The sequence below is a fragment of the Olleya sp. KKT75 genome (assembly GCF_055635485.1).
In genome coordinates this window covers 2,666,938-2,690,727 of the sequence record NZ_CM145759.1, presented here as the reverse complement: position 1 = coordinate 2,690,727, position 23,790 = coordinate 2,666,938, and the positions used below count along the sequence as shown (strand labels likewise).

The 23,790-nt window shown below is 33.2% G+C and carries 18 protein-coding genes; all 18 read right to left on the bottom strand.

The genetic code is table 11. The annotated features are described in order from the left end of the window. Positions 1–10: 10 nt before the first annotated feature. Positions 11–802, bottom strand: coding sequence for a glycoside hydrolase family 16 protein (locus tag ACZ2G2_RS12010; RefSeq protein WP_470392329.1), 792 nt, complete (start codon positions 800–802; stop codon positions 11–13). Continuing rightward, positions 802–3,093 (bottom strand): beta-glucosidase BglX, encoded by a 2,292-nt coding sequence (gene bglX / locus ACZ2G2_RS12005; RefSeq protein ID WP_470392327.1) that lies wholly within the window; start codon positions 3,091–3,093, stop codon positions 802–804. Before bglX ends, ACZ2G2_RS12010 begins: the two co-directional genes overlap by 1 nt. 2 nt (positions 3,094–3,095) lie before the next feature. Further along, positions 3,096–4,727, bottom strand: a complete 1,632-nt coding sequence (locus ACZ2G2_RS12000) for a glycoside hydrolase family 16 protein (protein WP_470392325.1) — start codon at positions 4,725–4,727, stop codon at positions 3,096–3,098. Between the two features lie 22 nt (positions 4,728–4,749). Then, a complete protein-coding gene (locus ACZ2G2_RS11995) occupies positions 4,750–6,825 on the bottom strand; it encodes a PKD domain-containing protein (RefSeq protein ID WP_470392323.1) in 2,076 nt (691 codons plus the stop codon). Between the two features lie 33 nt (positions 6,826–6,858). Beyond that, positions 6,859–8,325, bottom strand: coding sequence for a RagB/SusD family nutrient uptake outer membrane protein (locus ACZ2G2_RS11990; protein ID WP_470392321.1), 1,467 nt, complete (start codon positions 8,323–8,325; stop codon positions 6,859–6,861). Between the two features lie 3 nt (positions 8,326–8,328). After that, a complete protein-coding gene (locus ACZ2G2_RS11985) occupies positions 8,329–11,379 on the bottom strand; it encodes a SusC/RagA family TonB-linked outer membrane protein (protein ID WP_470392319.1) in 3,051 nt (1,016 codons plus the stop codon). 231 nt (positions 11,380–11,610) lie between these two features. Beyond that, a complete protein-coding gene (locus ACZ2G2_RS11980; RefSeq protein WP_470392317.1) occupies positions 11,611–14,370 on the bottom strand; it encodes a helix-turn-helix and ligand-binding sensor domain-containing protein in 2,760 nt (919 codons plus the stop codon). A 255-nt stretch (positions 14,371–14,625) separates the two neighbouring features. Next, entirely contained in the window at positions 14,626–15,456 is an 831-nt protein-coding gene (locus ACZ2G2_RS11975; protein ID WP_470392315.1) for a universal stress protein, read from the bottom strand. Positions 15,457–15,544: 88 nt separating this feature from the next. Further along, complete coding sequence (locus ACZ2G2_RS11970) at positions 15,545–15,931, bottom strand: hypothetical protein (RefSeq protein ID WP_470392313.1); 387 nt, start codon at positions 15,929–15,931, stop codon at positions 15,545–15,547. Between the two features lie 3 nt (positions 15,932–15,934). Then, the gene (locus ACZ2G2_RS11965) at positions 15,935–16,354 is read right to left on the bottom strand and encodes a hypothetical protein (RefSeq protein ID WP_090838835.1); all 420 of its coding nucleotides are present in this window, start codon (positions 16,352–16,354) and stop codon (positions 15,935–15,937) included. Between the two features lie 11 nt (positions 16,355–16,365). Next, the gene (locus ACZ2G2_RS11960) at positions 16,366–16,785 is read right to left on the bottom strand and encodes a GreA/GreB family elongation factor (protein ID WP_101202313.1); all 420 of its coding nucleotides are present in this window, start codon (positions 16,783–16,785) and stop codon (positions 16,366–16,368) included. A gap of 16 nt (positions 16,786–16,801) precedes the next feature. Beyond that, entirely contained in the window at positions 16,802–18,106 is a 1,305-nt protein-coding gene (locus ACZ2G2_RS11955) for a Glu/Leu/Phe/Val family dehydrogenase (protein WP_470392310.1), read from the bottom strand. 19 nt (positions 18,107–18,125) lie between these two features. Next, the gene (locus tag ACZ2G2_RS11950; protein ID WP_470392308.1) at positions 18,126–18,263 is read right to left on the bottom strand and encodes a hypothetical protein; all 138 of its coding nucleotides are present in this window, start codon (positions 18,261–18,263) and stop codon (positions 18,126–18,128) included. A gap of 19 nt (positions 18,264–18,282) precedes the next feature. After that, positions 18,283–18,456 carry a hypothetical protein gene (locus ACZ2G2_RS11945; RefSeq protein WP_177183514.1) on the bottom strand — a complete coding sequence of 58 codons (174 nt, stop codon included), beginning with the start codon at positions 18,454–18,456 and terminating at the stop codon, positions 18,283–18,285. Between the two features lie 187 nt (positions 18,457–18,643). Further along, positions 18,644–19,972: a sigma-54-dependent transcriptional regulator gene (locus tag ACZ2G2_RS11940; protein ID WP_470392305.1), complete on the bottom strand. Its 1,329-nt coding sequence runs from the start codon at positions 19,970–19,972 to the stop codon at positions 18,644–18,646. A 10-nt stretch (positions 19,973–19,982) separates the two neighbouring features. After that, on the bottom strand, positions 19,983–21,071 hold the full coding sequence (locus ACZ2G2_RS11935; protein WP_470392304.1) for a sensor histidine kinase: 1,089 nt from the start codon (positions 21,069–21,071) through the stop codon (positions 19,983–19,985). Between the two features lie 199 nt (positions 21,072–21,270). Next, the gene (locus tag ACZ2G2_RS11930) at positions 21,271–22,035 is read right to left on the bottom strand and encodes a hypothetical protein (RefSeq protein ID WP_090838843.1); all 765 of its coding nucleotides are present in this window, start codon (positions 22,033–22,035) and stop codon (positions 21,271–21,273) included. A 188-nt stretch (positions 22,036–22,223) separates the two neighbouring features. Further along, positions 22,224–23,690 carry a hypothetical protein gene (locus tag ACZ2G2_RS11925; RefSeq protein WP_470392301.1) on the bottom strand — a complete coding sequence of 489 codons (1,467 nt, stop codon included), beginning with the start codon at positions 23,688–23,690 and terminating at the stop codon, positions 22,224–22,226. Between the last annotated feature and the right edge of the window lie 100 nt (positions 23,691–23,790).

Sequence of the window (23,790 nt, the reverse complement as noted above, 5' to 3'; positions counted from 1 at the left end):
ATATTTAAAATTAATTAGACCCCGACACTTTTACGTAGTCAATAATAAAGTCTTGAGGGAAAATAGAATCATCCACTTCTGGACCTCCAAAATTTCCGCCAATTGCCAAGTTTATTATTAGATAAAAAGGTTTATCAAAAGGCCATGTTTTTTCATTTTTAACGTCTGGAGAAAAGGTATAAACTAAATTATCATCTACATAAAATGAAATCGAATCTTTAGTCCAATTGGTTTTATAATTATGAAATCCTTCCTCTATATCTTCAATCGTTGAAATTTTTGTGTTTACAGACTTTCCATAACTGTCTGGTGTATGTAATGTAGTATGAATTTGATTAGGCATTTTACCTACATATTCTAAAATATCAATCTCACCACAAGCAGGCCAAGTATTAGTATCTATATCAGACCCTAGCATCCAAAATGCAGGCCATAAACCTGAACCTAAAGGCAACTTTGCTCTAACTTCTACTGTTCCATATTGAAATTCAATTTTGTCTTTAGTTGTGATTTTTCCTGAATAATATCCAGTCGAATCTTTAGTCGCTGTTATAATTAAGTTACCGTCTTTTACAGATACATTTTCTTTAGTATAAATCTGTCTTTCATTGTTACCCCAACCACATAAATTAGGGCAACCATCACCAAGGTCGTAATTCCAATAGGACTCATTTAACTGCGTTCCTTTAAACTGATCCGTAAAACTAAATACATCATTAGCTTTACTTAACTTCTTGTTATCTTGATTCTCTTTACAAGAAAAACAAACAACAAGTAATACGATTAGTTTTAAAAGCTTCATTATAATTTGAATTTATCCGTTAATACTGTCTCAGAACTTCCCCCTACAAAGACTTCAAAATCACCATCCTCTACAATAAAAAGACCTTGATTATTAAAAAAACCAAGTTCTTCTTGAGTTAAAGACAAGGTTATTGTTTTTGTTTGGTTTGGATTTAATTCGACTAGCTCAAATCCTTTTAGCTCTTTTACAGGTCGTGTGATACTTGCAAATAAATCTCTGATATACAATTGAACAACTTCTTTTCCTTTCAATTCTCCTGTATTAGTAACATCTACTGAAACCGTTACTGTTTTGTTTTCTGAAAAAGTGTTTTCTATTTTTAAATTATCATACTTAAACGTCGTGTAACTTAAACCATGACCAAAAGCGTATAAAGGTGTGTTTTTCTCATCTTGGTAATGCGACCAAAACACAATATCCTCTCCTGGTAAAGTTGGTCTACCCGTATTTTTATAATTATAATAAATTGGGACTTGTCCAACGTGTCTAGGAAATGTCATTGGTAATTTACCACTAGGATTATAATCTCCGTATAAAACTTGTGCAATAGCATTACCAGATTGTGTTCCTAATTGCCAAGCCTCTACAATTGCAGGTATATTTTTATCTGCCCATGTCACGGTTAGCGGACGACCATTATTTAATACTAAAACAATGTTTTTATTAACTTTATATACTGCTTCTAAAAGCTGTTGCTGTACACCAGGTAATCCTAAATCTGTACGACTTCTACCTTCTCCACTTTGAAAACCATGTTCTCCTAAAACCATAACCACTACATCTGCTTTTTTAGCAACTTTGATGGCATCATTAAAGTCACTTTTATCAGAGGTGTTAATTTTTACTTCAAAAGCAAATTCCGTTTTACCTATAGAGACGTCCGCACCTTTAGCATAAGTAATGGTATTACCTGAGTATTTATTTAGACCTTCTAAAACAGAAACCGCAGTGCTATCCTTTGCAGCAATACGCCAGCTACCTAAAGGGCTTGTTTTATCTGATGCTAAAGCACCGATTAATGCTATTTTTTGTCCCTCTTTTTTAAGTGGAAGTATATTATTTTCGTTTTTAAGAAGTACAATAGATTTTTTAGCCATATCTAAAGCTGCATCATGTATTTCTTGACTTCCTATAACTTCTTTTTCTCGAGTTTCATCTAAATACTTATATGGATCTTCAAATAATCCTAATTCAAACTTGACACGTAAAATTCGGCTTGTAGCATCATTAATATCTTTAATATTAACCGTACCGTCATTAACCAAACCAGCTAACTCTTCGACATATAAGTACGACTCCATATCCATATCAGAACCTGCCTTTACAGCTAATTCTGCTGCATGCTTACCGTTTTCGGCATGTCCGTGAGCAATCATTTCTGTAATTGAGCCCCAATCCGAAACTACAAAACCATCAAATTGCCACTGTCCTTTTAAAACATCACGTTGTAAGTATTCGTCTCCAGTTGAAGGCACACCATTTAATTCGTTAAACGAATTCATAAATGTTCTAACACCCGCATCTTTTGCTGCTTTAAATGGCGGAAAAATAACGTTGTATAATGTTGAAGTTCCGACATCTGCAGTATTATAATCTCTACCAGCTTCTGCAAAACCATAAGCTGCAAAATGCTTAGCACATGCTGCTATTGAAAAAGGGGTTGACAAATCGTCACTCTGAAATCCTTTAACTCTTGCCACCGCAATTTTAGACCCTAAATACGTGTCCTCTCCTGCGCCTTCCATTACACGTCCCCAACGGGCATCTCTAGAAATATCTACCATTGGTGCAAATGTCCAGTTGATACCTGCTGCCGAAGCTTCTTTTGCTGCAACCTCTGCTGATTTTTTAATAGCCTTTAAATCCCAACTTGCAGCTTCTGCAATTGGAATTGGACTTAAGGTTTCATAACCATGAATAACATCAAAACCAATAATTAAAGGAATCCCTAGACGTGTTTCTTCAACCGCTATTTTCTGAACAGCTCTCACGTCTTTGACGCCTCTAACATTAAGCATTGAGCCTACATATCCTTTACGTAAATGCTCGTACTTTTTAGCTTGGTCTCCATTTTCTGGTACTGGACCTGTAACGTCCCAAAAGCCATTGTACTGATTCATCTGACCTATTTTTTCTTCTAAGGTCATTTTAGACAATAGCGTAGCGACTTTATCATCAATACTTGATGTTTTGTCATCACTTATAGCTAAGTCGTTCTCATTATTATTTTTACATGAAATAATGAGAAGACCTGCTAAGACTAAATAATAATACTTGCTTAATTTCATATTTATTGATAAACTCTTACGTAATCTATTTCCATTGTATCCTCTGTAAATGCTGGATCAACATCTCCTCCAAGACTTCCTCCCATTGCCACATTTAGTATAAAAAAGAAATCACTATTAAATGGTAATGCATCTGAATTAATTACTGTGTGAAAAACGTCTCCATCTACAACAATCTTAATAACATCTGGTGTCCACTCTACACTATAATTATGAAATTCTGATGTTGACGTTGCTACTTGCGTTGCACCTCCATTAGCATTTCCACCTGACATTCCTGGATAATGTAACGTCCCTAAAGTCGTGTTTTTATCCTGACCTGTTTGTTCCATAATATCAATCTCTCCACTTGTTGGCCACCCAACTGTTTCAAAGTTTGCACCCAACATCCATATTGCAGGCCAAGTCCCTTGCGCTGCAGGTAACTTTGCTCTAACTTCTACTCTACCATACGTAAACTCAAATAAGTCCACAGATTTAATACGTGCAGAAGTATAAGAAGCACCATCTGCTTTTGCAGTGATTTTTAAAATACCATCTTCCACAATTACGTTATCAGCATTACTAGTATAAGACTGCAACTCATTATTACCCCAACCGTTATCTCCTGTTCCTAAGTCGTATGTCCAATTAGCTGGGTTTGGAGCACCATTAATGTCAAACTCATCAGCCCAAAATAAATCGTTATAAATAGTCTGTAACTCATTAGAACTACCTTCTTCTTGAGAAGTAATAATAAACCACCAATCAAACTCGCTATTTCCATCTGTAGTTCTAATAATCATCTCATTAGGAATATCACGACTAAAAATTTCATATCTATGATTACCTCCAGTGTAATACCCCATAAACCCTAAACCTGTAAGATTAATGGTTTCTACACCTCCTGGTGCTGTAATTACCCAACTTTCAGAATAGTCTTGGTATGGATAATTTTCGATATCTGCTCCATTTGGCGTTTCGCTATGTGGACCTAATTCATTTATTAAAGGCTCACGTCCAAACACAGTTCCTTCAGGGTTAACTGTAGGATCATCATTTACACTATTAACAATATGAGTAAACGTTCCGTCTGTATTAAAAATATAACGGTCGTCATACATTCCTGTTGCCGATTTTTCTCCTGGACCAGCACCATACCATTCCGTAGGTACTACACCTCCAATTGGACCAAGACCAAAATGTCCTGGACTTTCAGATTTTATTCGCCATGTTTTTGATCCATCACCAACTAAAGCATTTAACAAATCTGCAGGTGCAGAATAGGTTGCCAAAACTTCAACTTCAAGTGTTGTCGTTGTAGACACACCTCCTGTACCGTAAGCAACCACCGTTACCGTATAAGTGTTTACACCTAAATCTGAAAAGGTAAAATCTGTAGTTCCAGAAGGTGCATTTACAACAGCACTTCCAAAACTATATTTAAAGCTTAATGCATTATCTGCAGTTGCTGTAAAATTTACTAATCCACTTCCATCTCCATTAGGATTGGCAGCATCTTGACCAACAATCTCTGGTACTACAACAATATTTGTTGGCGCCACTATATTACCAAACGTCTGATCCTCTTCTTGGCAAGCAATAAAGAAAATAGCAATGCTTAATAGCAAACTAATTTTTAGTATATGTTTCATTTGTTCTTTTTTTAACTGATTATTAGTTCTTCAATTCAAATTCATCATAATAATACACTGAATCATCACCTGCTACTCCAAAATCAAAGAATAACACGACTCTATCATAATTAAAGTCTGCTGCACCACTAATATCAAATTCTAACTCTTCCCAAGCATTTATAGTTGTTGTACTTAGGTCAATTTCGAAAAACTGTGTGTTATCAGCACTATTTTCAATTTTTAATCTCACCACAGCTCCCATTTTAGGAGACCATGTTTTAACGCTTAATTTGTTATACGTATTAACATCTAAAGGCGTTGCTACATCAAAAAATGCACCTGCCCAAACTTCCGAACCAGCTGTTTTAACCAACTCTGCAACATTAGCTGTTGTATTTAAACCTGACATATCTGGGTTAGCAATTACTTGTACATCTGCAATATTTCCAAATGCTGTAAATGCTGGTGCTGCACCTTCAAAATCTTGAAAAGGCAATGCAGGAGTTCCGCCTGAACCTCCACCTGTACTCACAACTTCTATTTGATCAAAATAATAAGTAGAATCGTCTCCTGCTACTCCAAAATCATAGAATAATACGACTCTATCATAAGTTAATGCTGCTGCTGCAGAAACATCAAACACTAAAGTTTCCCATGTATTAATAGAAGATGTAGTTGCATCCGTTTCGTAAAACTGAGTATTATCAGCACTATTTTCTATTTTAAGTCTAACCGTTGCTCCTGCTTTTGGTGACCAAGACTTAACGCTTATCATATTACAAGTAGATAAATCAATTGGTGATGCGACGTCAAAAAATGTTCCTGCCCAAACTTCTGATCCAGCTGTTTTAACCAATTGTGCCACATTAGCTGAAGTGTTTTCTCCTGACATATCTGGATTAGCAATAACTTGCGTATCTGCTATATTACCAAACGATGTAAATGCAGGTGCTGTTCCTTCAAAATCTTGAAGTACTGCACATGTTGTATCTCCCATTGCAGAAGGTGCTTTATGGAAATACACATTATCTATATAAAAATCAAAGGTTCCTGTTGGTAAACCTGAAAATATTAATTGTTGAATTGAATTTGTTGCAGTCATACCAGCAGCAATAAAATCAGTCATAGGAATATCTAGAGACACCCATTCGCCTTGAGCGATACCATCAAACACTATTTCTGCTTCCGTTGCAGTACCTCCTAAATCAACTAACTTTACTCTAAATGTTTCCGCATTAGCGGTCCAAACATCTAAGTGAAAGAATTCCATTGTCGAAGCATCTACAGCGTCTCCACCATAAAATTCTACTCCAACAAAATCTGCATCTACATAAGACTTAGTATCATCGCCATCAATTTGAATATCTGTTAATGTACTTGTACTCCAATCTGATCTCCAAGAACTAACATTTACATCTGTTGTATATGCATTACTAAACATAGAAATTTTGTCTTCATCAGCTCTAGTTGGCGGTGTTGGCGCTGCTGCTAAAGGAGCTGTAATTTCTGTTACAACAAACTCTTCCGTATAAGACACCGTATCTACAGACCCACTAAAAGCAGTTACTGTAATAGTATATGTTCCTGCTTCTTCATAAACAAAAGAAGTAACCTCTCCAATATTAGTCGTTATTACTGTTCCTGCTGCGTCACCAAAATCTACATCATAAGACATTCCAAAATCTGCAGTTGCAGTTACATTGACTTGTCTAGAAACACCTTCGTCATTTGCGATGGTAACCACTAAATTTTCTGGTGCTTGAAAAGACACAACTATTGTTTGTGCGACAGTCGTTGTTTTTCCATTTATTGCTGCTGCTGCAATTACAATATCATATGCCCCTTCTGCATAAGTATGCTGAGTGCTTTCTCCAGGATTAAGAAGGCCAGAATCTGTACCAGATCCATCACCATAATTAATTCTAAAATTAGCTACATTTTCTCCTGTAGGCGTAATTGTTACTAACCCCGAATTATCTTGAGCTATAGTAATAACTGCTGCCACGTTAGTTGGTGCAGGTAATGCACTTACATCTGGCAAATCATCATCTTGTTCGCAACTTACAAAAGCTGTTATTACCAAGAATAAACTAAGAATGTACTTGAAATTTTTCATGTTATATTTCGTTTTAATTTTCATATTATTTTATTAATAACCAGTGTTTTGAGACCAACGATTACCTGTTAATTCTATTTCTATTTGAGGAATTGGAAATACTTCATGTTTTCCTGACATAAAACCATCAATTTCTGATGCAGCACGACCTGTTCTTACTAAATCAAAAAAGCGGTGGCCTTCTCCTACTAACTCAACACGACGCTCATTATAAATAGCCTCAGTTAGAGTACTTCCTGAAGACGTAATGTTATGATCCATATCTCCAAAAGCACGCTGTCTTACTAAATTAAGATAGTTTTGTGCTCTATCGTCAGCAATAGATCCTCTATTTAAAGCTTCAGCAGCCATTAATAGTACATCAGCATATCTAATAGCTCTGTAGTTATTTGGATTAGTCAAGTTTTGATCTCCAATATTAGAATCGCCTTGACGTGCTATATACTTTCTGTTATAATATCCCGTGTGCTCATTACCTGTTCCAAACGTAGCACCTGTGCTAGTTGCCCATGCATTAATATCTAAAATAGCTGTATCGATTCTTGGGTCATCACTTTCAAAAGCATCTACTACCTCTTGAGTTGGTACATTAAAACTAAATCCTGAATCAAATAAAGGTCCATTGTAATTACGAATACCGTTAAAACCAACAGCTACATTACCTTCGCTACACTGTAAACATCCAAATCCAGCACCTTCTAAATCTGCGTATTGTACTTCAAATACAGATTCGATACTATTTTCATTATCATTTTCAAAAAGTGTTGTGTAATCTGCAACCAAATCATGTGGACCCGAGTTTATTAAATCCTCTAAAACTAACGCTGCTGCGCCAAATTTATCTTGATATAAGTACACTTTACCTAATAATGCTTGTGCTGCACCTTTTGTAACACGTCCTAACTGAGTTTGTACATATGGTAAATTCTCTGCTGCGTATAATAAATCCATTTCGATTTGTGTATATACTTGCTCTTTAGGTGTTCTGTCTGCAGTAAATTGGTCTCCGAATAAAAAACGTTGATCAACCACTAATGGCACATCTCCAAACCATTTTACTAATTCGAAATAATAATATGCTCTTAAAAATCTAGTTTGAGCTAATACATTTTCTTTACCAGAAAACGCTGTTTTATCCTGAAACTCCATGATGTAATTGGAACGATTTACTCCTGCAAACATCCAACCCCAAATAGAACGTAACTGCTCGTTATTAGGTGTGTGAATCATGTCATCAATTTGTTGTATTCCTGGCACATCTGTTGCACTTTCTCCTCCTGCTAACGTATTGTCTGAAGCAATTTCTCCTAACATTACATTTAAGTAAGTAGATTGTAACAAATCATATGCACCAATTAAAGCATCTTGATAATCTTGTTCTGAATTAAAATAGTTTTCAGAACTTTCATTTTGAGATTCAACGTCCACAAAATCGTCACTACACGCTATTATTGTCGAAGCTGAAACTAAAAGTAGAATTATATATTTTATGTTTTTCATCTTTTAAAATTTTACGTTTGTTCCAATTAAAAATGTTCTTGGATTTGGATAAAATCCACTATCAATACCGTCTCCAATAGGAGCTCCGTTAGATGTTGTTGCATCAAACCCTCTATATTTTGTTAATGTAAATGCATTACTAACAGATGCGTAAACTCTAATATTATCTAGACCTATATTTTGTAATCTTTCTTTATTAAAAGTATACCCTAATTGTATGTTCTGTGCTCTAAGAAATGATCCATCTTCAACAAAATAATCTGAGAATACTGTATTAGCAGTCGCACTATTTGTAACTCTAGGATCTGAATTTGTAGATCCTGGACCAGTCCATCTGTCTAAAACGTATGTTGTTAAATTTGTTTTTGCACTATTACGATCGTAGTTTCTTACTATATCATTACCAAGTGAAGCAAAGAAATACGTCTGAAAGTCAAAATTCTTATAATCAAAAGATAGGTTTAATCCCATAGTTACATCCGGAATTGGGTTACCTATAAAAGTTCTGTCGTCTGCATCAATCACTCCATCTTGATTTACATCAACAAATCTGATATCTCCTGCTTCTGCATTTGCTCCTAATGCTAATTGAGATGGATGTGCATCCACTTCTGATTGTGTTTGAAAAATCCCATCCATTTGTAAACCATAAAAGACACCTATTGGCTGCCCAACTTGCATTCTTGATGGCGGATTAGCTTGACCAATACCAAAACTACCTCCTACTTCATAGCCAATACTGTTATTTACTTCAATGACCTCATTTTCTAAAGTTGAAATATTATAACTTACGTTGAATTTAAAATTATCTGAAATTTGGTCTTTGTAAGAAATTTGAAATTCTAAACCACTATTTTCAACAGTACCTGCATTAACTACAGGGTTTCCAGAACCTGGTGCTGCTCCTCCTAAAATTAAAGAACTTTCTACAGGTAATAATAAGTTTTCAGTCGTACGTTTAAAATAATCTGCAGTAATATCAATTTTACTATTAAATAATCTTGTTTCAAAACCAATATCAAATGCTTTTTGCTCTTCCCATTTAATTTCAGGATTAGAAATAGCACCAACTGCTGTTCCTAGTTCCAAAGCATCATCCAAAACATATACGCCTTCTCCATCTAATAGAGATTCGAATCTGAATCCAGGAATTCTATCGTTTCCTAATACTCCATAAGAACTTCGTAACTTTAAAAAGTTTATTGTACTACTATCCTCTAAAAAGGCTTCGTCGGATACTACCCAACCAATAGAACCCGATGGAAAAATTCCAAATTTATTTTCAGGTCCAAAAGCTGTTGATCCATCACGTCTTACAACTGCAGAGAATAAATATTTTCCTTTGTAATTGTATTGTACTCTACCAAAATATGATAGTAATCTAGAATCGAAAAAACGATTACTTATTTGTGCATAAGGATCTGTTATAGTCGTTGCATCATTAATATTAGCTTCACTAAAAATAGTGTCTTCTGGCATTCCGTCTCCAATAGCTAAGTAATAATCTCCTGTTGTTTTAAATACTGACGTTCCTAAAGTTGCTTTTATGTTATGTGTCTCATCATTTATAGATGTTTCATAATTTACAAAAGCATCAAAAGTATAATCTCTAAAAAAGCTTGTTCCTTCAGTAAATTGAACATTATCTGTATTGTCAAATACTGATCCGTTACCATATTCTACTAATGGATTAAGCCCTCTTGTTCTTACTTCAGAATAATTCCATTGGTAATTAGCTTCTGCGCTAAATCCATCTAAAAACTTATAATTTAAACCAAAAACACCACTAAGCTTATCAACCTTTGTTCTATTAAAAGTATTAGCAATTTGCTTCAAAGGGTTAACAACTTCAATCGGATAGTTAGCTGAAGATGTATATTCTCCATTACTATCTCTAGGTGAATCAGTAGGCGCAAAATTAACTGCGTTAAATAAAACAGACCCTAAACCACCTTCTGATAATGCTTTTCTAACAGTACCAGTATAAATTAAGTTGGCCTTTAAATTTAGATTCTCAATAATCTCTAAACCATAATTAGCACGTGTTGTATAACGTGTAAAATTAGCTTTGCTTCCTCCTATAATACCATCTTGAGTTAATAAAGAAGCACCAAAAGAATAGGTTGACTTTTCTGTACCACCACTTGCTGTAATAGCATTATTAAAAATTGGAGCCGTTTCAAAAACTTCGTCTTGCCAGTCTGTACCTCTATTTAGGCCAAATGTATCTGGAAAAGGTAATGGACTACCACTAGCAGCAGCAGCTTCATTTTTAATTAAAGCATATTCTGTAGCATTTAATAACGGTATTTTTCTTGTTGTTTTCTGGAATCCTACGTAAGAATCGTACTGAAAAGACATTTTCTTGTTTTTACGTCCCGTCTTGGTCGTAATTAATATCACTCCATTGGCAGCTCTAACACCATAAATACCAGCTGTTGCATCTTTTAATACAGTATAGCTTTCTATATCTCCTGGATTTATAACACTTAAATCTTCAATAACATTACCATCTACTAAAATTAAAGGTCTATTGTCTCCGTTAGTTGACACCCCTCTAATCCTAATATTTGATGCACTACCTGGTGATCCCGATTGTGAAGAAATATTGACACCGGCTACTTGACCTTGTAACGCTTGCTCTATTCGCGTTGGCTTTAGAGCTTCAATAGTTTCGCTAGTTACTGTAGATACAGCTCCTGTTACTTCTTTTCGTTTTTGAGAACCATATCCAATAATAACCACTTCTTCTAAACCTTCTACATCTTCAGAAAGTTTAACATTAATAGCATTACCATTAGTTACCGTAATTTCTTTTGTTTTATAACCAACATAAGAAAATACTAAAGTTGCGTTTTGCTGTACATTTTTAATAGTATAATTTCCATCAAAATCTGTAGTAACACCGTTTGATGAATTTTTAACTAGAATGTTAACAGTAGGTATGGGAAACCCATCTTGTTCACTAGTTACATTTCCTGATATTGTATACTCTTGTCCAAATGCGGATAGTGTAAATACTAATAACAGAAATGAGAGAATAGTTTGTTTCATATTTGAAAGTTTTTGTGCTTTTACCAAAATTATCAAGATTATCTGATAATTTGATAAAATTAACCGCTACAAAAAGCATACAACACAAAAAAAAATACAAAAACATGCGTAAATGATATATTTAGATAGCATTAACGTTTAATTAACGATTCTAATACAATAGTTTAACAAGAGCCTAAAATAGGGCTTTGTATAGGTAATGTAGTGGTGAATTAAAGAAATGTATAGTTTTTAAATACTAAGTATATAGTCCGTTAAATTTACATCATGCTCTAATTCCATTTTTTTACGCAAACGATATCGTTTAACTTCTACACTTCTAGGCGAAATATTAAGCAATGGTGCAATCTCTTTAGAAGATAAGTTTAACCTTAAGTAAGCACACAACCTTAAGTCATTGGATGTCAATGTTAGGTGCCTAGATTTAACTTTCTTTAAAAAGTCTTTATCAGCATTATTAAATGCTTCTTCAAACAAATTCCAGTCATCTTTGTTATTAATATTCTTATCAATAATTCTTATTACAGATTTTAAATTTGAGTCTTTAACTTTATCATTTAATTCACTTTTTATGGTATTCAAAAATTCGTTCTTTTTTATAAGACTCATTGTTGAAATAGCCAGTTCTCTATTTTTACTTTCAATTTCTTGTCTAAGATTTTCATTATTTAAAGCCATAAGTTGCTGCTTAGTTTCAAAATCTTTAAGTTCTAGTTCTTGGTTAGATTTAAGCACTAGCTTTTCTTTTTGCTTTCTATAGTATAACTTATAAAAATAATTAATAAGCAAGCTTACTACAAATCCCAAAATAAAGTAAAGTACAACCATTAAGTTTGACAAATACCAAGGTCTTGCTATTGTAAAAGTATGCGTTGCTTGGTTGTCCAATGCTTTACCTCCTACCCTTGCCTTTACCTTAAACACGTAATCTCCGTATGACAAATTTTTATACAATATACTCGCTTTAGTATCCCATTTGCTCCAATTATCATAAAGCCCTTCTAATTTATGAGAATATTCTGCTTCAAGGTATTTATCAAATTCTGCCACACTATATGCAAACTCCAAATTGTTTTCTTTATTTGCGAAATTACTTTCTTCTTGTAAATCAATTAATGTCTTAGAAGAACTTAAGGGCGTTTTATTTATAGCATTAATGCTAACTTGATAATTCTTTGAATGAATTTTAGAAATATCTAACGTGATATAGCCTTTTGACGTCCCAAATAAGTAAACATTAGGCTTTATATTGGACAAGCTTTCATATCCAGATAGCCCTTCTCTTAAAGAATTTGGTAATGCAACAAATGTTATTTCTGGTGTTGTACTTAATTTTCCAGGACTAATGTAGTTTACGCCCTTCTGCGTAATAACCCATAATGCATTTGTGTTTTTATCTACTATTAATCTACCTGAAGCGTATCCTTGTTCTTCATATAATTGACTTAAAATAGTATCCTTAACAAAATCGCTTTCTGAGGCTTTCTTTTTAAAAACACCATGTTCCGTTGCGTAATACAGTGCACCATTATACTCAGTAAGTGATGAAAACAATCCTTTTTCCAAAGTCTCTATTTTTGAAACTGAAACCACTTTCCTAAAATCAGCATCTACGTTGATTTTAAAAACACCTTTATACTCGTGATTTACAAAAATTTTGTTTTCTTCTGAAAACACAAAAAATCTAGACGAATTATCAAACCCCTCTATTTTGTTTCTAAAGCGCCAAGTATCACCTTGCTTTTCAAGAATATTTAAACCATTGTAATTACCTTGTATTAAGAGGTTTGGGTGATTTTTTATTGTTTTAAAATCCCAAGTTCCATCAATGCTTGCTATTTTTGTTGCTACAGTATCTTTTAATAAAAAAGACCCCGTATTATGCCCACAAAACAACTGATTACCAATAACTTTTAGATTCCAAACTTGACCTTTTGTGTTTTTAATAGCTTTAAATTCAGTGTCGTTTTCTTTTTTATAAAACACGCCTTGGTTGGTCCCTAAATACAATATATTATCAAAAATAACAGATGTGTAAACTGTCCCTAAAACACCTTTATCATCATTAAATATTTTGAATGGCGCATTCTTATTTATATAATTAATACCGTTATCTAATCCTAGCCAAATATTACTATCTACATCCTCAAAGACAGAAAGCACAGTATTATTACCTAGTCCGTTAGATTGATTGATAACCTGCTTAATATTACCTTCTAAATCGACTCTAAGCAAACCATTAGATATGGTTCCAAACACTAAACTATTATCCTGTAATCTAATACTACTATAAATGGAATAATCTACAAGCGTTTTATTTAGAGATTCCGACCAAACCTTGGCTTTGCCATCTTCTAACCTATAAACACCATGGTTTTGAGTAACAACTAGCAACTTATTATCTACATCATAAACGCCAACTATAATTTTCTGATTAAAAGCAGAAGCCCCTATAATTACTTTAGGTTCACCATTTTCTAATTTTAACAACCCTTTTGCTCTGTCTTGATAATAAATAGTATTATCAACTTTAAACATTTTAATAATACCGACTTCCGATGTTATTATTTTAAAACTATCTGTTTCTAAATTATATACATAGATGCGATTTAAAGACTGAAACAATAACCAATTATCTAAGTTAGTTATTTTCCAAAACTGCTCATCTTCTAATAATCTCTCTTTTACTTTTTCCGAAAGTGATGTATAAGCAAGAGCACCAACCTGCGTTTTAGACCAAAATCCAAACTCCATATAACTACCCGTGTAAATTTTATTATCTACAACATTAACCGATCTTATTATAGTTTTATTTGGTGAAGGATATAACATCCAATCTGCTCCATTAAACTCTAAAAGCCCTTTAGAATTTGCTATATAAATATGCTTATCCTTACCCTGAGAAATTTCCCAGTTTTGGTTTTCTGCTTCGTATTGTTTGGGTGAAAAGTATTGTATTGGAGGCAAATCTTGTGCAAATAAAACGTGCACATTTAAAATAAAACATAGTAAAAACAAGACTTTACTAAGGGATCTATAACTTGTTTGTTGTCTATAAAGCATAAAGCAATATACAACATTGTATGGTTAAAAGAAACAGCACCATTTAACCATACGCTTTTAAGTATTCTTAGATTTTACTTTTAATACACCGGAGCAGGTGTTAATAAAGTTAAAATCAAAATAATTACTGTTGCCAGTAAGAAGACTATTGTATTGAATTTTCGATTACTCATAACTATAAATTTATTGATGAATAGTTAACACTGTATTAGAATGAAGTTGTTTTAATGTTGAAAAAACATTAGATCTAAACATCCCTATTTTTCTTAGTATATCTGGTTTTTTATCAACAACGCACATGATTCCGTCCATGTGCGACTTTGCATAAGTTTTTAAACTAAAAGAAGTATGTGCGTATTGGAGTGCCACTGTGCTATTGGTCTTAAGTTTTAAATAAGTTAGCATGGCTTCTAAATGGTTAGCTGCACTATCACTTAAAGTATTCTGTTTCGCCAATATTAATACGGTGATTTCTAAATTAGTATGTTCTAAAATATTGCAAAAGCCATCAATTTGTGCTGTATTAACCTGTTGCTTAAAGTCGGATGCTATTGTAATGTTAACCGTATTACAACTGGCTGCATGCGGAGGAACTATTAATACTGGACAACATCTTATTTTGTCTACAATAGCTTGAGTTTTTACCCCTAGCCTATTTTTATTTTTGCTAGTCAATATTATTAAATCTATATCTAATACTTTAGTGTTTTTCTGAATACTAGATAACAGCCCAGAACACTCAGAAACCGCGAAAAAATGATGGTTTAAATCATAACAATTTAAAGTATAACGTTCCACTAATTTACCCAACTGTTTTAAAGCATAATCTCTTGGTCTATCAAACCAATCCTCATCCGCTTGCAACATCGCAATAGCATCAAGTCCATTAGCATTATAGGAATATGTATTTAAAAAATAAAAATCGCAATACTCATGTTTAAAAAGTTGCAAAACATAATCAATGGTTTGAAAGCTATTTAAAGTAAAATCTGTTGGAATTAATATTTTTTTCATCTTATTGCATTTAAATTAATATATCTAATACTGCAGCACTATCATTTCAAACCCAGATATTATAACGACACCTCCAAGACGAGCTCTATTATCTTTTGTAACGTTCTAGTAACGTATAAAACTTGATTCTAAAATCATGAAGCTCTCTAATTAATTGAACAAACTGCAGTCTTTTTATTTCATGAACCTTAGCGCGACTATCATTATACTCTGTTTTCCCGTATTCTATTTCAGTTTTTATTTCTTGTTCATATTTGCAAAAACTAGCCATGTTTAACGTAAATTTTCTACGCAAAGCCAACATCGCATTTGACGTTTCTATATTTTTAATAAGTTGTTTTTCGATAAGGCTAAAATGTTGAAACTCATTAACAGCCAACTCTAAAGTATCAATCCAATGATTGGTCTCTTTGTAATCTTTAATTAAACACAAGCGTCTGTGCGATTCTATTTTATAACCTGTAGCTGTATTCAATTATTAATTAACTTTTAATAGCGTGAAGGTTCCTTGTACTTTATTGAAAAACTCATCTTTTAATCTTCTGTATTTATCTAAATGATATAAATAACTACGTCTATAGCTTTCGTGCTCCGTTATGTATATCATATCGCATTGCGTATCCTCGCACTCGATAATATTTAATCTAGATTTAGAATATGTATTTAAGGCATTAAGAAGTGTTTGGTTTTCTACCTCTTTTTTCTCAAATTTATTAGCAACGCTATTATCGTCTAACTTATCCTTAAGCTCGTTTTGACAAATATTAATAAGATTAGACAACTCCTTTTTTATGTATTTTAAATGATTGATCCAATTATCTAGCTCCATTGTATTTATTTTATGCGTCACATCAAGATTTGTATCATGATCAAAAATTTGGATTTTTTCTGTTTTCATAACAATTTGGTTTAAATATTTATATCAATTTCTTTTAAGCTTTCTTCTTTTTGCACATCAACTATCCTGATTTTTTGTGCACCTCCAGGAAAATCCCAATCTATAGTATCGTCTTTAGAATATCCAAAAAGTGCAGCTCCCATTGGAGTTAAAACGGACACTTTGTTAAGTGTCACGTTTTTCTCCATTGGCACAACCACTTGCAACTCTTTTTCCCAACCGTTATCCGAGGCTATAGTAACGATACTATTAAAACGTACAATGTCTTCAGGCACTTCGTCATTATTTACAATTTGCGCTGTCTTTAACTCCTCAGACAATTTTACTAAAGATTTAGTTACACTAGCATCATCTCCATATCCCGAAATATTGAGTATGCGCTTGAGATACACATACTCTTTTTTTTCTAATATTAAACTTCCGTATTTCATCTTATATGTTTTAAAATCAAGGAAAAATACCTCTTTGAATGTATGCTTTTTCAATACGTTGTATTGCTATACAAAATGCAGCGGTACGCAAATCCACAGTTTCATTTATGGCATAGTCAAACACTTTATTAAATGATTCTTTCATTTTTTTATCCAATTTAGCCATGACTTCATCCAATTGCCAAATCTCTCCATTTCGGTTTTGTAACCATTCAAAATAACTACCAACGACACCTCCTGAATTACATAAAATGTCTGGTATGATAGTAATTCCGCGTTCTAACAAAATCTTTTCTCCTTCTACATTTGTTGGTCCGTTTGCTCCTTCTGCAATTAATCTTGCTTTAATTTGATGCGCATTTTCTTTTGTAATTTGGTTACCTAAAGCAGCAGGAATACAGATCTCACAATCTAAAGTGAAAAACTTTTTAGTATCTACCGTTTCAGAATCTGGGAAGTTTACAATACTACCATCGTTAATTTGACTGTATTTAAATAAATCCTCAACGCTAATTCCGTTTTGATTTTGAATACTTCCTGTAGCATCTTGTACTGCAACTAATTTAGCGCCCTCTTTTTCTAGAAAATGAGCTGCCCAATAGCCAACATTACCAAAACCTTGAACAATAAACTTTTTACCATCTAAACTAGTATTGCTTTTATCTGCCCAAAATTTAATAGACAAATACACACCATAACCTGTTGCTCTGTCGCGTCCTTCTAATCCACCACTTGCATCAGGCTTACCAGTAACCACATGTTGATTAGCAGTACGTTCTGCGGGTGGACGCGTACTCATGTAGGTATCTGCAATCCAAGCCATAGTTTGACTATTAGTATTAACATCTGGAGCAGGAATATCATGTTCAGGTCCAATGTTATCTGCTAAAGCAAACGTAAAACGTCTTGTAATACGCTCTAACTCTGATTGCGAATATTTAGACGGATCAATTTTAATACCTCCCTTACCGCCACCATACGGTAAACCAGCTAAAGATGTTTTCCAGGTCATCCACATGGCTAGTGCTCTAGCAGCATCAATATCTACTGTTGGATGATAACGTAAACCCCCTTTATAAGGTCCAAGCGCATTGTTATGTTGCACTCTGTAACCGGTAAAAATCTCAACATCTCCATTATCCATTTTTACAGGAAAATTGACTAATATCTCGTTATTAGTGATGCTTAAAATTTTTCTAATACTTGGATGCAAATTAATATGGTCTGCAGCACTATTAAACTGCTCCATAACATTATCCATCATACCTCTTACAGGTACTTTTTTTGTTACTTTTTTCAAATCTGCTGTTGCTGTTGTCATTGTAATGTGTTTGTTGTTTTTATTTGAAATAGCGATTGATTATTGATCTTTCGTAATATTTTTGTGAGATATATTTATCTCTAGCTTGGCTTCTATTAGATTTTTTATCTGACGCCTCTTTATTTCCAAAAACGGATGCTAATGTGTTAAAAATCATGAATTCTGTTATTAAATGTTTAAACTAAAACTAACTCTTGCTCTGGTTGTTTTACTTGCTCTGAAGTTAGTTGATTGGGTTGACCTGAATTAAATGCATCAAACTCGCTACAAGACCAAACGTTATCTTTTTGGGCTGTTAATACACAATAATTGCGATGGATACAATCTGGACAAATATTAAAATGACTCATAGGTGTAAAATTTATAATCTATATACAAACCTATTGGCAATGCATGTGCCAAACGAAAAACACAAACTATCACAAATGCAAAAACCCCTTTAAATAAAGGGGTTAGATGATTTTAGAATATGAAAAAAGAAATTACAAGTGGTACAAAATTACCCAACTGAGTAAGAATGTACCGCTATAAAATAGTCTAATCTGATAATTTTTGACGAATAGTTTTTCTGTCAATTTGAAGAATCTCAGCAGCTTTGGTTTTATTGTTTCCTGTAGCTCTCAGCACTTTTTCTATGTATTGCTTTTCAATGACTTTTAATGGTTGTAAAGTGTCCGAAGCGTGTTGTAATGTATATTTTAAATGCTCAGGTAAATGCGACACCTCAACCGTTTTATCACTAAGTATAACTGCACGTTGGATAATATTTTCTAACTCTCTAATATTTCCTGGCCAATTGTAACGTTCTAATATTTTTAAAGCTTCAGGAGTTATTTTAACATAGCCATCCTTATACTCCACACCGTATTTAAACAAAAACTTATCTACCAATAATTTAATATCGTCTTTACGAGCTCTTAAAGGTGCTACATCAATCTCTACGACTGTTAATCTATAATACAAATCCTCTCTAAAGGTTTGCTTTTTAATCATATCACGTAAATCACTATTGGTGGCAGCTATAATACGTATATCTACTTTTTCTGCTTTTGTAGACCCAACCTTTACCACTTCTTTTTCTTGCAAAACACGAAGTAATCTAGATTGCACTGTTAATGAAGCATTACCAATTTCGTCTAGAAAAATAGTACCTCCATTTGAAGCTTGAAAAAAACCTTCACGATTAGTTTCTGCTCCTGTAAAAGCTCCTTTTAGATACCCAAACAACTCTGCTTCTAATAGGTTTTCTGGTATGCCACCACAATTTACTGCAATAAATGGTGCTCTAGAAAATTTACCTTGATAATGAATGGCACGCGCAACTAGTTCTTTTCCTGTACCACTTTCGCCTTTAATAAAAACAGTGGCTTTATTGTTTTTAACACGTTCAATAATCTGAATTACAGTATTAATTTTATCGGAATGCCCTATAATTTCGCCGTAAGGCTTATCGTTATTAATTATTGAATTTGTAGGAAATTGCGCTACGCTATCTGAATTTACCAAACATTTATCCAACGCCATTTTAAGCTCGTCTTTAGTGAATGGTTTAGTCAAATAATCCACAACTCCTGATTTTATTGCAGCTAATGAGTCCTGAACCGATGGATATCCAGTAACTACCAATTTTGGCATTTTAGGATAGTGCTCAGACACAAATTTAATAAGCTCTGAACCGTCCAATTCTGGCATTTTTAAATCGGTAATTAATAAATCTATAGTCGAATCTCGTAAAATACTAACTGCTTCTTTAACAGAAACTGCTTTAAACACATGATAATTCCAAGACTGTAAGTGACGTTGTAATAACTCTAAGATATTGACATCGTCGTCCACTATTAGTATGTTTTCTTTACGTAATTGCATGACTTAACTTTTATTTTGGGAGTGTAATAGTAAAAGTAACTCCTTTATTTTTATTGTTTTTTGCGGTAATTGTTCCTTTATGCGATGCTACAATACCATGTACCACACTTAGTCCTAATCCGGAACCATCACCAATAGGTTTGGTGGTAAAAAAGGGTTGAAAAATCTTATCTAAATCTGCTAGATCGACACCTTTACCTTCGTCTTTAATTTTTAAAACAATTGCATTTTTTTTAGATTTAGCCTCAATTGTAACCAAACCTTGTTTTGGCGAGAAATAAATAGCGTTAATTAATAAATTGAAAATAATCTGAGTTAATTGAATTGGATCTGCACGCAAAAACAAATCCTCTTCTTCTATTTTAACAATGTACTTGACCTCTTCTTTTCTAAAAGTGGCATCTAATAAATTTATTGCATTTTTAATATTTGGCACTAAGTTAACTTCCTTCATTTCTTGTGGCATTTTGCAAGCAAAAAACATTAACTTTTTAACAACTTCTCTAGAAAATATAGCGTTTTTAATAATTTTATCTACATCCTGAGATGCTTTTATATCTGTTTTTAAATCCTCTTTAAGCAGCTCCGCAAAGCCTAAAATATTAGCTAATGGTGTATTTAGCTCATGTGCTATGCCTGCGGTGATTTCTCCTAAAATACTCAAACGATCTGCATGTTCCATTTGACGTTTAAGAGAGGTTTCGTTTTTCTGAATTTCGATACGTTCTAGAAAACTGCCTATTTTAAGTGCTATATTATCTAATAGTAATTGTTCTTCGTTTAAAAAATCGTTTTGAGAGCATTGTGCTTCATTTAAAAAAGCAATTAATGTCCCTTTGTCTTCATTAAACAATTTTATTTTAGACTGAATACTTATGCTGCTTTTAACGTCATTACACGTTGCTATGCTTAACGAAGAAGCATTAATCTGAATGTCTGTTTTTTTAGGATATTGGAATCCTTTTTTGATACTAAACACAATTGCCTGTAAAGTATCTTCGATTAACTCTTCGTTAGCATTACCTATTATTGAAGACACCTCATACAAACAGGTTAACTCCTTAATACGCTCTTTTAATGCTTTTTGGGTGGTATTCATTTCTAAATTTATTTAGAGCCTCTCTAAGAGGTTTACAACAACTATCTAAAAGTATAATAATCTGTGTATTTGACATACTATTTTAACTTTTTAACTAGACTTGCATTGGGCCTAAAAAAAATACGAACAAAAAAAAGGTCCAATCTTATATATTTAAGATTAGACCTTTATAGGAAAGTATAGTATTTAAAATTGCTTTTTATTTAATATACTGTTTCAATATTTTTTTAAGTAACGTAGTATCTTCAGCTGTATTACGTACTAATTTACCCTTGTTTTCCGTTTCAAATAAAGCGTAATCAATTGTAATTAAATTGATATCCTTTTTTGCTAACATCTCTTTTCTTCTGTGATTGTACTTTTCTATTTGCTGACCTCTAGTAATACCACTTACAGTCAACTCTTCTAGTTTTGCTAATTGTGCCTCCGTTTTGTGTTTCTTTTCAGCAAATTCAATAACTAAATTAGCTTCTTCATAAAACGCTGCTACCGGTAATAATGTTCTTGTTTTACCTTTTTTATGCATGTCTCCAAATAACCAAGAAAACGTGTGCTTACGTGATGCACCTTCCTTTAAAATCTCATCACACAAATTAACGATATAAAACTCGTCTGTACTTTCTCTTTTTGCTTTTGCAGTATCTTTTTTAGACACTTGAGTTATAGCTTCGTTTTTAGGAAACTTAGCACCTGCCCTTACAAAATACCAATACACTGCTGTATCTGTTCTTTCTGGATGTAATAGCGGAATAGTGTCTAAAGCATTTTCTTTATCTAAAGCACGTAATACTTTACGAAGTGGTAATCCCTTTTTCTGATCCTTTACAAAAACACCTGCTGCCACAAGATCTGACATGATCTGTTTTGCTGGTATCCAATCTGTATCTGTATGTGTGTTAAAGTAATCTTCTACTACCTTATTTATTTGTGCTACTCTGTCTTCGTTATTACGACTTCTATCCATGATTGTAATTTATTATATTATTTGTCTTAACTACAAATAAAACGCTGCAAGATAAGCCAATATTTTTTTGAAATAATTATACTGCTTATTAAATTGACTATTAATTGCTATAATTTTAAAAACCTCCTATTTATTAACTAAATAGAAGGTTTTACCATTACTAAACAAAACAAAAACAATGCTATTAATTATTTGATATTAAGGTTTAATGAGAATACAGATAAAAGTGTGCTTCCAGAACCTACTAATCTTTGCCCCCAAATCTCGATGTAATCACCTGGATCCAATTCAACAGTACCAGAGATTGATATACTATTAATATCTGACGTATTATTAACACGCATTAACGTGTTGGTTTCTGTTAAGGTCACTGTTCCGTTTTTTCTGATATAAAAAGCATAAAAATTACCCGTAGACGTGCCACCTCTTACAGATAATGACGCACTAATTTGAAAAGTTCTTGTTTTTTTCCCTAAATACGTCAATCTATTATCTACTAATGAAGACATCCTTAATAAGTTTACTGCACTAGTAGTATTAGCATTACCATTCCCGCTTAAATTTAATGGACTACCATTGGGTACCGTTTGAAAAAACCCAGTAGTAATTGCTCCATCATAATAAATATTACCGGTAGCAACCTGGTCTGATTCTACAGGTATACCAGGACAATCTACAGTCCAACTATTAGTAAAATTAAAACCTGGATAAGTACCAACTGAATATCTATTTATATATTGTGTACTAGTCCCACTAAAGCTAGCACCTGTTAATACGCCACTTTCAACCGCCGGATTACTACTTACATCAAAACCTATTGCAGCTCCATCTACTTGAGAAAACCCGCCTTGTTTTTCTAGAATACCAAAACTGCCTGAGAAGGTCTCATAAGTTCCTGTATTATTAGATAGCCATCCCATATTACTCAACAATAATTCATCAATATTATTATATGTAATACCAGTTGTGTTTCCTGAAAATTGAACAATACTTAAAAAAGCTAACCCAAACCCTTGAATAATACCAACTGAAGCTGAATTTGCCACTACAGCATCTCTAAAAACAAGATTATGAGAACTAGATCCTGATAAATTAAAAATGGTACCTCCAGGAGCTGTTAACGTTAGACCTTTAATACTTCCTCCTGAAGTACCTACAAACATAGTTCCTCCTGTTTTTACTAAAATATCCTCGTTGGTATCTAAACCAATAATGTAGGCGTTATTTAAATTGATAGATTGTGTTAGTAAAATTGTTCCATTTATTTCATACAAAGTATTTGAAGACAATAAATATTCGCTTCCACCTCCATTAGACAGCTCCTCGCTTAAATCCGCAGCAGACTTAATTAGCTTATAGTTATTACGCTTCTCAGAATCCATTCTAGTCCAAACGCTTACTTTATAATAGTAAAAGGCACTTTCTGTTGTGTCATATACCAATAAGCCATCTGCAGGAGTTACAATAGCAATTCTTTCGGTTGAAGTCATTCTGGGCGTTAACATCCCTTTGTCTGTTGATGTAACGTCTAATATAGAAGAGCTATTGGGAGATGTTGTTCCAATACCTACTTGAGCAAGTGAGGAATAGTTACAACACAAAAAAAGTAATAGCAATAGTGTTTTTAACGGTAGTTTAATGTAAGATTGTCTCATTAATATGGGCTTAAGTTTTTTATGAATTAAATAGCGATTTGAAACAAAATAATACTAGGTTGAAGAGGGGCTAGCTATTATATGTTTCTTTATTTTCGTA